The following is a 16,576-nucleotide window of genomic DNA, read 5'->3' on the forward strand; positions in this document are numbered from 1 at the left end:
CAGTCTTTTTACACTTATAGAAGTCGTAATATAACGCCTATTTCTTTTAAGAATACACATCGTTTGGAAAGCGTTTCCACTTTATGATGAAGGAGCATGCGTTAACATTTGATTGGGAGGTTATTTATGGCGCGGGTTAGAGTGTGGTCGATTGTGATGCTTGTGTGTTTCTGCTGATGGGATCAGCGTTCCCAGTGTATGCGGACGAGCCGTCTGGAGGTGGGGGCTCTCAAGGGGGGAATTCGGATTCTTATGTGAGGTTAAAAAATAGGTGGCAAAGCAACTATCTGTATGAAGGCACCGATGGGATCGTTAGATATGGTATCACAGGTGTTAATGACCAGAGCTCGCACTGGCAAATCGAAGCCCTAGGTGGGTACCAGAGACTAAAAAACCGTGCGACGGGTCACTACATATCGGTGTTGCCGGGTATGCAACGTACCGATCCGCTTAGAAGCATTTCTATAGCACAGAGCACGTTGGATGACCAGTGGATCATAGAAGAATCGTCCAACCGACCAGGTTATTTTATTATTAAGAATGCTCGCGATGCCTTGGCTAATTACGTCATTCACGAGGAAAATCAGCTTGGACACGCACAGGTAAGCAATGATATCAATGTCACATTCGAGAGCCCCCAATGGGCTATCGAGCCAGTCGAGGATGGGGTTCCGGTCAGGTTAGCGAACCAGTTCAAGGCGGGACAATATTTGTTAGAGGACAAGGAAGGCTTCGTGAAATACGGAGAACCTGAGGCAACGGATCGGAATTCCCATTGGTATCTGGATGTTCAGTCCAATCCTGAAGGGGGTCCGAAGACGGTTAGAATCCGAAATCGCGCTAGCGGGCATGTCATTACGCAAGGGGTTGATTGGGATAAAATTAAAGCCCTGCCCTTAGATAGCGGAAACCTGGCTAAGAGTGAATGGATTATGGGGAATAATGCCGATCCTTCTTTCTTTTACTTCAAGAACGTTGAGGCTATGCAAGCTACGCCTTCACTGACCTTTGTATTGAATTCGCAATTTGAGAATGATACGAACGCAAGATCAAATAACTGGGCACAGCCAGAGTGGGGAAGCTCATTATGGCGAGTTGAGGCAGCTCCGGATTCGGCACCCCGACGAATTGTCAACTTCACGCTCAGTAATGTCGGGGACAAGTATCTATTTGAGCAGAATGGCATTGTGAACTACAGCCCGTTAGATACAAATAATAAGGGTTCGGCTTCCTCCTATTTATGGTTCACGGAGGATTTCGACGGAGCAAAGAGGATTCGTAATCTCGCGACAGGGCATTTCGTTACGAAAGAAAATATCGTCAACGATACAGACCCGCTAACAGCATTAGCGAACCCGGATGGAACAGGCACGGACCGATGGTTCATTAAGGCATCCACCGAGTACGACGATTATGTGTCCGTTCAAAATGCGGTATACACAGATCGTTACTTGAATGTTACGGATTCCACGGGCGCTGCACAGACAAGCATCGTCGATCCTAATTCTAACTCGGCGCAATGGTTGTTTGAGAATCCGACGTTCGTCTCGGACGGAAATCCGGTCTATGTTCGGATTCAGAACGAGTGGCAACCGTTCGTGCTCTATGAGGATGCAGACGGCAAGCTGAAGTATGGGAACGCGGCGTTGGAGGATCAACGAGCGCAGTGGGAAGTGGAGCGATTTGAAGGGCGCAAACGAATCAAGAATCGCGCAACAGGTCATTATGTGAAATTAGAAGCGAATTCGGGAGGTCGTATAAACGTTAGCCCGATTGAGGCAAATGAAAACTCGAATGGCGCGATATGGGTCATCGAGGATTTGGGTGGCGTTAAGCTCATTCATAGTGTGCAGGACAAAAACGATGTGGAGGGACAGAAGAAGTATATTAATTTGCAAAATTTGAACAAATACGCGGAGTACAGCGTGATTAATCCCGGTTGGGGGAGTCCACGTTGGCGATTCGTCATTGTGAAGGATCCCGAGCCGACCAATTTCCGGTTCAAGAACAAGCTGACCGGTCAATACTTGTACGAAATCTATTCCAGCGGGGAATCCGGAGAGCTTAAGTTCGGGGAAGTGTCAGCTAATGATCTATCCTCAATCTGGGTTAAGGAAGATACGGGTAACGGGGTAGGCACGTATAGATTGAAAAATCTGAAGAGCGGAAATTACATTTCAATGGAGCATTTTGCGGCTGGAGGACATGAGTTGGAATCAGATCCGGCTGTCCCGCTTCAAACGATCAAAGAGATTAATCAGGCATGGGGTAGCGTGAAATGGTATGTAAGCGCGTCTCCCGTAGAGGGGTTCACCGTTATTCGCAGTGGTTGGACCGGTGAGCACTATATGTATGCAGATGGTTCAGGAGGAGGTCTTAAACTAAGCAAAAGTATCGAATCACAAGATAAAGCTCAGTTTATTGCTGAACTTGCAACCGTACCCGATGCTCCGATGCCGACCGAGGAAGTTCGCATTAAAAGCGTTTCTAGCGGGTTGTATTTGTATGAGAATGCCGGAGGAATCGTCATGTACGGCAACCCTGCCGCAAATAACGGCTACTCCCATTGGCGGATCGAGAAAGAAGGGAATACACAGCGGATTGTAAACCGGGTGACCGGTCATGCGATCAAGGCGAGCTCGGCAAGCCGAGTGATCGAGAGTTCACAAATGGTGGATGGCACGGATCGTGCCAGCCAGTGGTCCATCGAGCATTCTCCTGATGGATTGAATTATGTCATTCGAAGTCAGAATGCGGGAATAGACGATGAGTTGATTAATGTTCAAGGCGGATCGGGCTATGCGGAAAGAGGCTTGTATCCGATCAACTATGGCTCTGTCCAATGGGTCTTTGAATCAGCCTCGGTTGAATTCGATGCACCATCTTGGGAAGAAGGCAGGAATAAGAATACGGCTACGCCGATCCAGAACGATACGAATGTTGTCCGTATTCTCTCAAGCTCTGGCTCCGGTGCAGGTATTAAGGCATTGTACGAGAGTGGCGGTAAGCTATTACTAGGCTCTGCAGATAGACAAGATGCTGCAGTGCAATGGATCGTGCAGGATTTCAACGGTCGTAAGCTAATCAAGAACGTTGGGACGGGCGGATATGCCACGATCGGTGATGAAGGCGATGGAGCCTTGAACGGTCAATGGACGATCGATGACCGCTTGGGCTACAAGGTGTTGAGTAATGCCTCGCAGAATGGAGGCAATCTGTTAGCGCGAGCATCTGGCGCTGCGCATGGGATATCCGCCAATGCAGCGGATTCGCTGTGGACGTTAGAACCGGTTGTGTCGAACGTGAAGTACGAAGCCGAGGAGGCGTTCGTAAGCGGTGGAGTTCAGACGGGAATCGCTGGCTCGGGTTTTACGGGTAGTGGATACGTCGAAGGATTCACTACGAATAAGAGTAAAGTTAGCTTCGCGGTCCATGCTCAAGCCGATAACAGCTACGAAACGGTTATTCGCTATCGCAATGCGGGAGGACCACAATCGTTGGATGTTCTCGTTAATGGTTATAAGGTATCGCCCATATTGCTGTCTACGACGAACGGTTGGACGGATATTATTGTGGACACGAGCTTACGGATGGGCATGAATTCGTTAACCTTACAGGCTTCGAGCGGAGATGTAAACGAAGTCGGGATCGACTATATTGTCGTTAAAGCAAGCGTCAATAAACAATATCGTGGAGCTACTGTGCCCTACACGACTTATGAGGCAGAGCACGCTACGACGAATGCGGAAGTGATCGATCCATCGAGAACGTATTTGGAAGTCGCTTCCGAAGCTTCCGGCAGGCAAGCGGTTAGGCTTAATAATATAGGCGATTTCGTGGAGTTTACTCTCGCAAAAGCAGCTAACTCCATAGTGCTTAGGTATTCCATACCGGATAGCGCGGATGGGACAGGGCTACAAGCTGATCTTGCTCTCTATGTGAACGGGGAGTTTAAGCAAAATCTAAGCTTGACCTCTAAGCATGCATGGGAATACGGCGGCTATCCTTGGTCGAACGATCCGAACCAAGGGAGTGGTCACCGCTTCTTTGATGAAATCCATGCTCTGATTGGTGATGTTCCAGCTGGGGCTAAGATTAGACTGCAGAAAGACGCTTCAAGCACGGCAGATTATTACGTCATTGACTTGGCGGATATGGAACAAGTCGCTAATCCTTACTCGAAGCCGGATTCATTTGTATCGATAACCGATTTCGGTGCAGTTCCTGACGACGGGATCGATGATACAGCTGCATTCTTGGCCGCGATGGCAGAAGCCAAGGAACAGAATAAGGGATTGTGGATTCCGCGTGGCGAGTTTGACGTGGGTGGTGAATTGATCTATCTGGATGAGATCACGATCCGCGGAGCGGGCATGTGGTACACAACGCTCAAGGGTGCCAAGTTCTTCGGCAAAGGCGATAATATTCAAGTGTACGACCTGTTGATCGATGGTGATCTTAACATTCGGGACGACGAAGCAAGCACCCACGCATTTGAAGGCGCGTTCGGCTTAGGCTCCGTCATTCAGAACGTATGGGTCGAGCATTCCAAAACGGGGCTATGGCTAACCAAACCTAAGGTCGGTGAAGAGTTGACGGAAGGCCTCTATATGATGGGGCTGCGTCTACGGAATCTAATGGCGGACGGGATTAACTTCTGCGTCGGAACGAGCGACAGCATGATGGAGCAGAGTGATATCCGCTATCCAGGGGACGACGGTATCGCGATGTGGTCTACCGGAGGAATGGCCAGTACGAATAACACGGCGAGATTCAATACGGTTTCGTTGCCATGGCTTGCTGATAACATCGTCGTGTTCGGCGGACGGGATAATAAAATTCAGGACAATATCGCTAAGGACACGATCATTAACGGTGCGGGGATTGCAGTCTCAACGCGGTTCAATCCAGTTCCATTTTCGGGGACGACGATTGTGGAGCGGAATACTTTGATCCGCACAGGTAGTTACGACTCAGGGTACGGACTAAACCTTGGAGCGATATGGCTGTTCGCGAGCGATAAAGATTTGAACGGGAATATCATCGTTCGCGACAATGTAGCTCTCGATAGCACGAATAGTGGTATTTTCGCGCACGGAACGTTTAACATGGACAATGTCCTGCTACAAAATATCGTAGTAGACGGTGCAGGCACGAATGGTATCGAAGTGTCTAGTGGACTCAAAGGCAAGCTGATGATAGATAATGTCATCGTACGGAATGAGCGAATGGCAATGGTGGCTACCCTACCCGAAGCATTTACTTTGATCGAACAGAATGAAGGGCTCGCTTCTGGAATAAAGCCTTTCATTGCAAGGTTAAATAACGGAACCGCAGGTCAGTTAAAGCTGCTGGTCGGGGAATCAGGTGGACTTCGGATATGGGATATGGCTGATCATGAGGTAACCGAAGAGGCTACCATTCAAATTCTTTCTTCCGGTATCGCATCTATCGATGCAAATAACAGGATCAGTGCTAATGCCGTTGGACGTACGATTGTACACGTACAGGTTGGACCTAATAGCCGAGTGTATACGTTAGATGTAGTCGCCAAATCCAGCGGAGGTTCTACTGGTGGAGTCGGCGGCGGAGGTGGAGTTACACAAGGTTCCGTTGCTGATAATGACAAAAAACTCGAGGATGCACAAAATTCGAAGCTGGATGTAATTGTTTTCGAGAGTGATGGAAGTCAGCCAAATAGTAAGGTGCGATTCAGTGTTACCGCGCTTCGGAAATACGCAGAGAACAATCCCGATTCTTTCATTATGATCAAGCATGGGGATATCACCTACAAGTTCCCTGTGAAGCTAATCGGTGAATTACTAAAACAAGCATCCATAGGCGACCCTGCTAATGCAACCTGGGAGTTTGCCATTAGCATGCCGAGTTCGGATGCAGTGAAAAAAATCATCGAAGAAGCAAGGAAGAAGGGCTTACATGTTATAGGCAGCCCGATTGATTTTAGTGTAACCCTCTACCAAGGCGATGCTGCTGCGACACAATTCCATCATTTTGGAACGACATTCGTAGAGAGAACGATCGGTTTAGAGGAAGCAAACGATGGAACGAGGACAGCGGCATATGTTTATGACCCGGATAAGGGACAGTTTACTTATGTACCGGCGCTGTTCAGAACGGCAAATGGTCAAACTATAGTTACTATTAAGAGCACAAGCAACAGCATTTACGTAATCGCTAGCTATCCGAAGTCGTTCAAGGACACGAAAGGACATTGGGCGGATTCAGAAATCTCACTCCTGGCATCCAAGCAAATCCTGAATGGGATCTCGTCCGATGAGTTCGCACCGGGCAATACGGTTACGAGAGCGGAGTTCGCAGCAATGATCGTGCGAGCGCTTGGGCTTCGAAACAACGGATCTAATATAGCTTTCGCAGATGTTCGTTTAGGAGATTGGTTTGCGGAATCCGTTAAGATCACCGCGCAATATGGAATTGTTCAAGGTTATTCGGATGAGACGTTCCGCCCGGGCTTGACGATCACTCGGGAACAAATGGCGGTCATGGCAAGCAGGGCTCTTAGTCTTAAGTCGGACGGAATCAGTAAGCCTTCGAACGCTAGTCTAGCCGAATTAAAAGATCTTCAAGCTATTCACCCGTGGGCTGTAGAGTCGATCCAAACGATACTAAGCCAAGGGATCATGAAAGGTAAAACTTCCGAGACCTTTGCACCGAGTGATCTTGCGACAAGAGCGGAAGCCGCAGTTATTCTGAGAAGATTACTACAGGTAATGCAATTGATTTAAGTTAGGGTAAGCCACGCTCTCCAAGGAGAGTCATGTAATTAATAAAGGGATTGAGTGGGTAATGAACCCATTCAATCCCTTTTTAATAAGTCGCTTTGATTAACCATTTTTACACGTCGACTCACGTACGATTAACTCTGGGTTAAGCGTATAAGAGAGCTGATCTGATGCACACTGATCAATCTTGTCAAATAACACATTCGTCGCAAGCACACCAAGGTTGAACGTATCAATATCAAGCGCAGTAATCGCTGGAGTTGTATAAGGTGCAAGTGGATAATTATCGAAAGTGACGATTCCAAGTTGCTGTGGCACCTTTACTCCACGGTTTAACGCAGCTTTTAGAGCGCCGAAGGCAACAAAGTTGTTCACACAGATAACAGAATCGGGGGGAGATGACATATCTAGTAAATCAATCATCATTCGATAGCCGTTATCTTCGTTGGCCTCTCCCAATCGAATATACGGATTATATTGATCGGATCCTTGAGGGGATACGACATTCTGGTAGCCTGTCAGCCGATTATGTGAAATTGCGTCTTGCGGATTACTTCCGAGAAAGGCAATTCGCGAATAACCTTGCTGAAGCAAATGATTGGCAGCCATGCTACCTCCCGCATTGTTATCGATATCGACCCAAGTTACCCCATAATTCTCAGCAGGCTGTCCCACAATCACATAGGGAAAAGCTAACCGTTCAAGCTCTTCAACGATTGTTTTATTCATTACAGAAGGGTTAATGAGCATTCCGTCCAGCTTTCTGCTATAAACATATCGATTCATAAAATCGTCGTTACGATCATAAATGTTCGCAATCGTTAACTCATATTGATGCTCAAAGGTCACGCTCTCTGCTCCACCCAGCAAGCTGTAGAAGAAAGGATTCAGGAAGTCGTCCTTGCGGTCGAAGCTCATAATAAAACCGATATTCATGCTGCTTTGTCGTGCCAATTGTGTAGCTATGCTACTGGGTGTATATTGCAGCTCTTTTATAATTGCACGGACCTTCTGCTTCGTAGCTTCAGAGATCGATGGGGCATCGTTTAATACTTTGGATACTGTAGATTTGGCGACATTTGCGGCTTTAGCAATGTCGTTAATAGTGGTTTTCACGAATAAATTCCCCTTTTGGCTCGCAAGTACTACCTGTTAATTATTATAGCGTGGCTCTCACAACAAGCCAATTATTAGAAAATAAAAAGTTGTTGATTTCCTAAAAAAGGTATGTTAATTTGAAATCAGGAAACCGGTTTCCTACATCATAAACGATTTGAAGGGTGGGTTCAACATTTTTATGAAAAAGAGAATCGGGTTAGTTGCAATTATCGCGACGATGGTAGTCGTATTAGCGGCATGTGGTGGCGGGAACAACAACACGGTAGCTTCTCCAAGCGCTTCACCAGAGAGTTCCTCAGTAGAGGCTAGTCCAACGGCTTCAAATGTAAGCGCTACAGAAGACGCTGAAGTAAAAGCAGAGGATGGCGCCGCTTTAAAAATATGGGTAGACAAAACAGAAAGAACATTCATCGAGAGCGTCCTTCCCGATTTCAAATCACAATACGGTGTGGATGTTACGATTGAAGAAGTGAACATTCCGAATCAGGCTGAGAAGCTAGAAACCGACGGTCCGGCGAAGTTAGCTGCTGACATTCTCATGCTTCCGCATGACAAGCTGTCGAAGCTTGTGATGGCAAACCTACTGCTGCCGAATGACATTTTCGAAGAGGCCACAAAGGAGTCGTCTCTTGAAACGGCTATTACAGCTAGCTCATATGATGGGATCTTGTATGGCTATCCAGAAACGATTGAAACGTTCGCATTATTTTATAATAAGGACATTGTGAAGGAAGTTCCTAAGACATGGGAAGAAGTATTTACCTTCGCGGAAACGTTCAATAATCCGGGGAATAAGAAATATACAATTGCTTGGCTGCACAATCTGTACTTCAATAGTATGTTCATCCGACCATATGGTGGATATATTTTCGGTAAAGACGGAACAGATGGCTCGGATATTGGTCTAAATAATGACGGTGCTATTGAAGGGCTTAACTATTATAAGAGCATTAATAAGATCTTTCCTATCAAGACGACAGACATGACTTACGATATTCAATCGGAGTTATTCACAACTGGCAAGCTAGCGATGACGATCGATGGTCCGTGGTCGATTGGTGCCTACAAAGGAAAAGTGAACTTTGGAATCGCACCTCTTCCTGATTTGCCTGGAGGTAAAAAGACGTTATCCCTAGCTGGAGTACGGTCATTCTATGTGAACTCCTATACAGCGTATCCAAATGCAGCCAAGCTGCTAGCACACTTCTTAATTTCTAAGGAATCCGCGCTGAAGGATTTCGAGCTTGCTAACATTATCCCTGCCAATAAAGAAGCGAACGAAGACCCACGAATCAAAAATGATCCGGTTCTAAGTGGAATTGTGGAGCAATTCAAAAATTCCACCCCTACTCCTTCCATTCCGGAAATGAACAACGTGTGGGGACCAACAGATGCTGCATTCGCATCGATATGGAACAATAACGAAGATATTAAAGCAACGATGGATAAAGCTGTACAATCAATTAAAGATATCAACAGCTCGACAGCGGCAAAATAAACATTGCTTAAGTCCGTGGACATCCGGCTGGGACCGGATGTCTTCGGAGAGAGGAGTATAAATTCATGACTAAGCACACCCCTCAAGCAACGATGCTATCCACCCTGTTCATGGGCTTAGGGCAATGGTACAATCGTCAATTTATTAAAGGCATTCTTTTTGCGCTTATTGAAATTATAGGTATTTATTGGATCGTCACTCGTCTAGCTGATTCGGTAAGAGGATTAGTAACTTTAGGGGATACACCTAGAGGTATGATCAAGGTTGGGAAGGTTTATCAGCCTGTGGACGGGGATCATTCTATCTTCTTGATGGTAGAAGGACTTATTTCCTTAATTTTCGTGCTCTTGTTCGTGTTTGTATATGCCTTGTGCATTCGAGATGCAAGAATAACAGCGAACAATCGAGAGCAGGGGATAGAGCCTCATTCCTTCAGTGTCACACTAAGTAATATAGCGAATAAGAACTTTCCCTATCTTATCCTAGTCATTCCGATAACAGCTGCAATATTGCTAACGGTCATGCCAATCATCTTTTCAGTGTTGGTTGCGTTTACAGATTTTGCTGCTCCTATTCTCCCTCCAGCTAAGTTGGTGAGCTGGGTAGGCTTCGATGTATTCAATAAGCTTATAAACTTAGGCTCATGGAGTCATACCTTATACGGTGTTGCTGCCTGGACCGTCGTTTGGGCGATTATAGCTACTTTATCTACCTATTTATTGGGTACAATCGTCGCTGTATTAATTCAACAAAAGGGCATCCGACTGAAAACCTTCTGGCGGACGATGCTGATCATCCCTTTTGCTGTACCGAATTTGGTATCACTACTTGTATTCCGTAATTTATTAAATGAAGAGTTCGGTCCTATTAATCAATATTTAGAGCTGATCGGTTTAAGTGGACTCCCATGGCTTAATGATCCAACTTGGGCAAGATTAACGGTAATCTTCGTCAATCTATGGTTAGGGTTTCCGCTGATCATGATCCTAGTCTCAGGGATACTGACGACGATCCCTAAAGATTTATATGAAGCGGCAGATGTAGATGGGGCACCCCGATTTTATGTATTTCGAGCCATTACACTTCCATTAGTGCTCTATTCAACAGCTCCGATTTTAATTATGCAATTCGCCAGTAATTTCAACAATTTTAACGTTATTTTCCTCCTGACAAACGGAAATCCAGTTGTTCCTGACTATCTATATGCGGGTGGGACCGACTTGCTAGTCACTTGGCTGTACAAATTAACTTTGACGAATAATCAATATAATTTCGCCTCGGTGCTGAGCATTTTGATTTTTATCATTATTGCTTCTCTATCTATCTTGAACTATCGGAATACTCGATCCTTCAAAGAGGAGGATATGATCCAATGAAGCTCCAACATTTCATTACTTACGTGATACTCATTCTATTGACCTTGTCTGTTGTCTACCCGGCACTATGGATCGTCATGTCTTCCTTGAAGGAAGGAAATAGTCTATATAGTGAGACGTTAATTCCAAGAGCATTTACGTTCGATCATTATAAAGATCTGTTCACGAATACTCGGTATCAATATTCCCTTTGGTATATGAACACGATCAAGGTAGCCGTTCTGTCCGCAATTCTGGGCACGATCATGACCATGTTAGGCTCCTATGCCATGGCTAGGTTTCGTTTCGTTGGTCGTAAGTTCGGATTGATGGGAATGCTTGTCCTGAATATGTTTCCTAGCTTCATGTCGCTTGTGGCCATCTATATTTTGCTGCTCCAATTCGAATTGCTGAATTCGCACTGGGCGCTCATTCTCGTGTATAGCTCAGGAGCATTCATTAGTAACGTTTTTGTAGCCAAAGGGTTTTACGATACGATTCCAAGAAGTCTCGATGAAGCTGCTAGAATAGATGGAGCCTCTCACTGGAAGGTGTTTACTAGTGTGATGATTCCGCTGTCTAAGCCTATGCTAACTTATATCAGTCTCGTTATTTTTAATGGAGCTTGGGTTGATTTTATATTCGCTAGATTGATTCTGAGGACGGCAGACCAAGAAACATTAGCTGTCGGGCTGTACGATATCGTCAATCAACAGACATCTACCGATTTCACCTTCTTTGCTGCCGGCGCGGTGCTGTTATCCGTTCCAGTCCTCCTCTTATTCGTATGGCTACAACGTTTCTTAGTCGATGGATTGACGGCAGGAGCTTCTAAAGGTTAATACAAATCGAGCTAAGGAGATTTTACAAACATGCTTAAGGAAGCTGTATTTCATACGAATGATATTCCTTATTTGTTTACGGTTGGGGAGCATAGAGTAAAGATTCGTATTCGTGCTAAGCGTGGTGAGGTATTTAACTGCGTATTGTTTTATTCGGATCGGTATAAACCGCCGGGAAGTGGAAGCTCAATACAGCTTGAGTTAGCAGGATCGACTGAGCTGCATGATTACTTTGAAGGTGTCGTCTACTCTGCCAACAATCGGCTCCGCTATCTTTTTCTATTATCCGGCTATGATGGTTCTCAAGTGTGGTGTGGGGAGTATGGTGTGTCGGAAAGCAGGCAAGCTGCCGGGTACTTTCATTGCGCCTCTATCTCCGCAGCGGACGAAGGGATTCCCCCCTCCTGGGTGCAGGACGCAGTTGTGTATCAAATATTCCCGGAACGATTCGCTAATGGCAATCCAGCTAACAATCCGCAAGGTGTTAGAAGCTGGACATCGGAAGAAGCTGTTGAGCGTGACAGCTTCTACGGAGGGGATATTCTAGGTATTATTGAGAAGCTTCCTTATCTCCACAACTTGGGTATTAACGTCATCTATTTGACACCCGTATTCGAATCAACATCTAATCACAAATACAATACGACGGATTATTATTCTGTTGATCCTCATTTCGGTACTCTCGTGGAATTGAAGCTGCTTGTTGAGAAAGCCCATTCGTTGAATATGAAGGTTGTGTTTGATGCAGTTTTCAATCATGCGGGGGACAAATTCTTCGCTTTCCAAGACGTAATGGAGCACGGTGAAAGCTCGGAGTATAAGGATTGGTTTTTTGTAAATGAATTTCCGATTGTTCAAGCTCCAAGTCCTAGCTATGAATCCTTCGGTATTCATTCACCAACGATGCCTAAACTAAATACGAGAAATCCTGAGGTAGTGCAATACTTGCTTGAGGTTGCGAAATACTGGATTCACGAAGTTGGTATTGATGGCTGGAGACTTGATGTAGCCAATGAGATCGACCATAGCTTTTGGCGGCTTCTCCGACATGAGATCAAAGCCATAGATCGCGAGCTGCTTCTCGTAGGTGAAATCATGCATCAATCCGGGCCATGGCTTAGAGGGGATCAATTCGACGGGGTTATGAATTATTTGCTACGCGATACGATGATCGATTTCTTTGCGAAACAAACAATTACTGCCCGATTTTTTGTTGGTCAACTCGAATCTATCCGTATGCAATATACGGATAGTGCGAATGCCGCCATGTTCAACTTGATCGGAAGTCACGATACAGAGAGGTTCCTGACTGCTTGTTCTCATAGTGTATGGGGCTGGAATGAGAAGCAGGAGACCGAACGCCTAAAGCTAGCGTCGGTGTTTCAATTGACGTATACCGGAATGCCGATGATCTATTATGGTGATGAAGTTGGGATGACGGGAGGCGAGGATCCACATTGCCGCAAACCGATGGTGTGGGACGAGGAAAAGCAGGACATATCGTTATTCACACACTACAAACAATTAATAACGATAAGAAAAGAGAATTCAGCCCTTCGCAGCGGTGAGTTCAAGCTATGGTTTGTACAAGAAGCCCACAATATGTTCGGTTTTATACGATTTAATTCTGCGCAGAGGATAGGCATTATTCTGAATAACAGTCCGAATGTGCAAGAGCTCCATGTAGACTCGCCTGAGGGTATCGATGTTCAAAGTGTGCACGTTCTCTTTGGAGATAACAGCGTGAGATGGGTCGATGGTAAAGTCACAGGAGTGCTACCCTCCTACAGTGCTTCAATCCTAATACTCAATTAATTAGCAGAAATAAACACAAGGAGCCCTTGGAAACGGGGGCTTACTTGTGCTGCTGACTAAAGGATACATACCGTTCCCGTCTTGTCCACCTCGACATAAGATAACCTGAATAAAGGTTTGTCAGAGGAGGGACGGTGGATGCATATGTACGCCGGGATTGGATGTGCGTTATTGGGGGCGGTGGTTTCTTTTTCCTTTGGGTTGTGGAATGAATCGTTAACTTTTCTGTTGATCTTGATGGCGATAGATTATTTTACGGGTGTTGCAGCCGCAGTTAAAGAAGGTAGTGGGTTAAATAGCAACATCGGTTTCTGGGGCTTGTTCAAAAAAGGACTTATCTTGCTCGTTATGATGATCGCTCATCGGCTGGACCTACTCCTTGAAATCGATGTTGTCATGGGAAGTGCTGTTTTTTTTTATATTGCCAACGAACTCCTGTCCATCACTGAGAATTACGGTCGACTGGGACTTCCTTTACCTGATCGACTTAAACAAATAATTTTAGTGCTTAGAGATCGTGCAGGAGAGGGAGAGGACAAACCTGACGCGATAGATAACCCCAAAAATCCTAACAAACCAGAAACGTAAGTCCAAAAAGCCTAATCTCACGCATCCGTTGGAGGCGATGCGACAAGGCTTTTTGTTTTCAGTCAACTCAGGCTATAATCTAATTAGTAAGGATATTCCATTCGGGAAGGATGAGTCGTCATGAGACTAGAAGGTGGTACGAGCGTCATACTTCGAGTTGAAATGGACAAGCAGGTAATCACATTCGGTGAGCTTGTATCTATTATCGGTCAACAGGGTGGGGACATCGTTGCGATTGACGTCATTCAGCCAGGTAGAAAATTGGAGGTACGGGATTTAACCGTAAGTGTCGCGGAGCCAGCGATTATCGAAGCTTTGACAGGTGCTGTGCGTGAAATCAAAGGTATTCATCTCGTGAATGTTTCCGATAGAACCTTCTTACTCCATTTGGGTGGTAAAATTCAAATCCAATCGAAGGTGCCGATTAAAAACCGCGACGATCTGTCTCGAGTATATACGCCGGGAGTGGCGAAGGTTTGCTTGGCTATTCATGAGGATCAAAGCAAGGCTCATTCCTTGACGATTCGACGGAATACGGTTGCAGTTGTGTCAGACGGGACGGCGGTACTCGGCCTTGGAGACATAGGGCCGCATGCGGCGATGCCCGTCATGGAAGGAAAAGCAATGCTATTCAAGGAATTGGCTGATGTGGATGCTTTTCCGATTTGCTTGGATACTAAAGATACAGAAGAGATCATCGCGATTGTCAAAGCGATTGCGCCGACATTTGGTGGTATTAATCTGGAGGATATTTCGTCCCCAAGATGCTTCGAGATCGAACGCAGACTTAAGGAACAGCTGGACATCCCAGTATTTCATGACGATCAGCATGGAACTGCTGTCGTTCTGCTAGCGGGTCTTATTAATGCGTTGAAAATTGTTGGTAAGTCTTTAGATGAAATTAAAGTCGTTGTATGCGGAGTCGGTGCTGCGGGGATTGCTTGTTCCCGTATGCTACTCGCTGCAGGTGTGACCCATCTTGTTGGTGTGGATAAGGAGGGGGCTATACACAGAGATACGGTGTATGAGAGTGCGGTACTGAACGAATACGCAGCAATAACGAATACATACAATGAACAAGGATCCTTGTCCGACGTAATTGCTGGAGCGGATGTATTCATCGGGTTATCAAGGCCGAAACTGTTGAGTAATGAGGATGTACGGAAAATGAAGCCTGACCCGATCGTATTTGCGATGGCTAATCCTGATCCGGAAATATCACCAGAAGAAGCTGGTACCTACGTGCGGGTTTATGCAACCGGTCGGTCTGACTACCCTAATCAGCTTAACAACGTGTTAGTGTTCCCGGGAATTTTCCGTGGTGCCTTGGATGCTCGTGCCAGTACGATAAGCGAGTCGATGAAGCTGGCGGCAGCGAAAGCGATCGCTTCTATCGTTACAGATGAGGAATTAAACGAGGAATATATTATTCCAAGCGTATTTAATGATAAGGTCGTACCTGCTGTCCGCAAAGCCGTTATTCAAGAAGCGATCCTTAGTGGTGTTGCTCGTAAAGTACCAAGTGATTTTCGCAATTTAGACTAGAAAAGTGACATTGTGGCAAAGAATATCGGCAAATAGGTTGGATGTTCATGAATTTGTCAAAAAGATAAGAAATCTCTTTAGACAAATGCTTGAGTTCAAATGCATGTATTAGGTAAAATAAGAGGTAAACATTTTGTAGGAAGCAGGGGAGCAGACGATGCAGAAATGGATTATGTCCACTTTGGTTACGATTGCGTGTGCAATGGGTGTATACTTATTGGCAACTGGACTGCCGGAGAAGCCGAAAGATGAAGCATCCGGATTAAAAGAAGGTCAAGAATTGCTTAAAATTAAGGCTACAAACTTTAACTTCGATGAAAAAGAGTATCATGTTACAGCGGGAACAAGCTATGTTGTGAAATTCTCCAACTCACTTGGAAACCATGGCGTTGAATTTGTAGGACTTGATATTCAACTAGATAAAAATACTCCAGAGCTTGAAGTGACTTTTGACAAGCCCGGTACGTATGAGCTACATTGCTCCATTATGTGCGGACAAGGCCATGGAGACATGGTATCGAAATTAATCGTAACGTAAAAAAGGAAAAGGAGCCTCTTGGGCTCCTTTTTTCCCATAATCCAAAAGCTCTGCTAATAAGAAAGGAATGAGAAAGTATGCTTACTCATATCGTCTTTTTTAAATTGAAAGACCGCAGTCCGGAGAGCGTGGCAACGACTGCTCAAGTGCTTCGTAATATGGAAGGGAAGATCGACGAGCTCCTTCATCTTGAGGTAGGAGTTGACGTGGTTCACTCTGAGCGTTCATATGATATTGCGTTAGTTACGAAATTTGAATCCTTGGACGCGCTGCAAGCTTACAATGTTCATCCCGTTCACAAGAAAGTTATCGAGCATATGATGTCCGTCCGTGAAGCATCGGTTAGCGTCGATTACGAGTGCTAGGATGATGAGGCTTGTGGAAAAGGATCCAACTAATATGGGTGATGTGTATCAGATGATGACCTATACCGTCCTCATCTTGATCAGTGCAGTAATTATGGTCGTCTGGTTAAAGGTAAGAGGTAGACGAAAGAAGAAATGACAAGGAGGCCG

At 45.5% G+C, this 16,576-nt stretch carries 11 protein-coding genes; 10 read left to right on the forward strand and 1 reads right to left on the reverse strand.

Annotation, left to right across the window (positions count from 1 at the left end):
- Positions 1-176: 176 nt before the first annotated feature.
- Positions 177-6,764: an S-layer homology domain-containing protein gene (locus M1K58_RS16905; RefSeq protein WP_256760016.1), complete on the forward strand. Its 6,588-nt coding sequence runs from the start codon at positions 177-179 to the stop codon at positions 6,762-6,764.
- Positions 6,765-6,863: 99 nt separating this feature from the next.
- Here M1K58_RS16905 and M1K58_RS16910 read toward each other — a convergent pair whose 3' ends face one another.
- A complete protein-coding gene (locus M1K58_RS16910) occupies positions 6,864-7,877 on the reverse strand; it encodes a LacI family DNA-binding transcriptional regulator (RefSeq protein WP_256760017.1) in 1,014 nt (337 codons plus the stop codon).
- 181 nt (positions 7,878-8,058) lie between these two features.
- Between M1K58_RS16910 and M1K58_RS16915 the strand changes: the two genes are divergently transcribed.
- From M1K58_RS16915 to M1K58_RS16955, 9 genes are all read left to right on the forward strand, one after another.
- Positions 8,059-9,378 carry a sugar ABC transporter substrate-binding protein gene (locus tag M1K58_RS16915; protein ID WP_256760018.1) on the forward strand — a complete coding sequence of 440 codons (1,320 nt, stop codon included), beginning with the start codon at positions 8,059-8,061 and terminating at the stop codon, positions 9,376-9,378.
- A gap of 65 nt (positions 9,379-9,443) precedes the next feature.
- Complete coding sequence (locus M1K58_RS16920; protein ID WP_256760019.1) at positions 9,444-10,754, forward strand: carbohydrate ABC transporter permease; 1,311 nt, start codon at positions 9,444-9,446, stop codon at positions 10,752-10,754.
- Positions 10,751-11,575 carry a sugar ABC transporter permease gene (locus M1K58_RS16925; protein WP_256760020.1) on the forward strand — a complete coding sequence of 275 codons (825 nt, stop codon included), beginning with the start codon at positions 10,751-10,753 and terminating at the stop codon, positions 11,573-11,575. Before M1K58_RS16920 ends, M1K58_RS16925 begins: the two co-directional genes overlap by 4 nt.
- Before the next feature lie 30 nt (positions 11,576-11,605).
- Positions 11,606-13,390, forward strand: coding sequence for a glycoside hydrolase family 13 protein (locus tag M1K58_RS16930; protein WP_256760021.1), 1,785 nt, complete (start codon positions 11,606-11,608; stop codon positions 13,388-13,390).
- Between the two features lie 138 nt (positions 13,391-13,528).
- Entirely contained in the window at positions 13,529-13,978 is a 450-nt protein-coding gene (locus tag M1K58_RS16935; protein ID WP_256760022.1) for a phage holin family protein, read from the forward strand.
- Positions 13,979-14,098: 120 nt separating this feature from the next.
- The gene (locus tag M1K58_RS16940; RefSeq protein ID WP_256760023.1) at positions 14,099-15,523 is read left to right on the forward strand and encodes an NAD-dependent malic enzyme; all 1,425 of its coding nucleotides are present in this window, start codon (positions 14,099-14,101) and stop codon (positions 15,521-15,523) included.
- A 157-nt stretch (positions 15,524-15,680) separates the two neighbouring features.
- Positions 15,681-16,061: a cupredoxin domain-containing protein gene (locus M1K58_RS16945; protein ID WP_256760024.1), complete on the forward strand. Its 381-nt coding sequence runs from the start codon at positions 15,681-15,683 to the stop codon at positions 16,059-16,061.
- A gap of 77 nt (positions 16,062-16,138) precedes the next feature.
- A complete protein-coding gene (locus tag M1K58_RS16950) occupies positions 16,139-16,426 on the forward strand; it encodes a Dabb family protein (RefSeq protein WP_256760025.1) in 288 nt (95 codons plus the stop codon).
- Between the two features lie 13 nt (positions 16,427-16,439).
- Positions 16,440-16,565, forward strand: a complete 126-nt coding sequence (locus M1K58_RS16955; RefSeq protein WP_256760026.1) for a hypothetical protein — start codon at positions 16,440-16,442, stop codon at positions 16,563-16,565.
- Positions 16,566-16,576 lie beyond the last annotated feature (11 nt).

The organism is Cohnella sp. WQ 127256 (genome assembly GCF_024519285.1).
Taxonomy (GTDB): Bacteria; Bacillota; Bacilli; order Paenibacillales; family Paenibacillaceae; genus Cohnella.

Coding starts and splice junctions, on each gene's coding strand:
- M1K58_RS16905 (WP_256760016.1), top strand. CDS start 177: ATGGGATCAGCGTTCCCAGTGTATGCGGACGAGCCGTCTGGAGGTGGG.
- M1K58_RS16915 (WP_256760018.1), top strand. CDS start 8,059: ATGAAAAAGAGAATCGGGTTAGTTGCAATTATCGCGACGATGGTAGTC.
- M1K58_RS16920 (WP_256760019.1), top strand. CDS start 9,444: ATGACTAAGCACACCCCTCAAGCAACGATGCTATCCACCCTGTTCATG.
- M1K58_RS16925 (WP_256760020.1), top strand. CDS start 10,751: ATGAAGCTCCAACATTTCATTACTTACGTGATACTCATTCTATTGACC.
- M1K58_RS16930 (WP_256760021.1), top strand. CDS start 11,606: ATGCTTAAGGAAGCTGTATTTCATACGAATGATATTCCTTATTTGTTT.
- M1K58_RS16935 (WP_256760022.1), top strand. CDS start 13,529: ATGCATATGTACGCCGGGATTGGATGTGCGTTATTGGGGGCGGTGGTT.
- M1K58_RS16940 (WP_256760023.1), top strand. CDS start 14,099: ATGAGACTAGAAGGTGGTACGAGCGTCATACTTCGAGTTGAAATGGAC.
- M1K58_RS16945 (WP_256760024.1), top strand. CDS start 15,681: ATGCAGAAATGGATTATGTCCACTTTGGTTACGATTGCGTGTGCAATG.
- M1K58_RS16950 (WP_256760025.1), top strand. CDS start 16,139: ATGCTTACTCATATCGTCTTTTTTAAATTGAAAGACCGCAGTCCGGAG.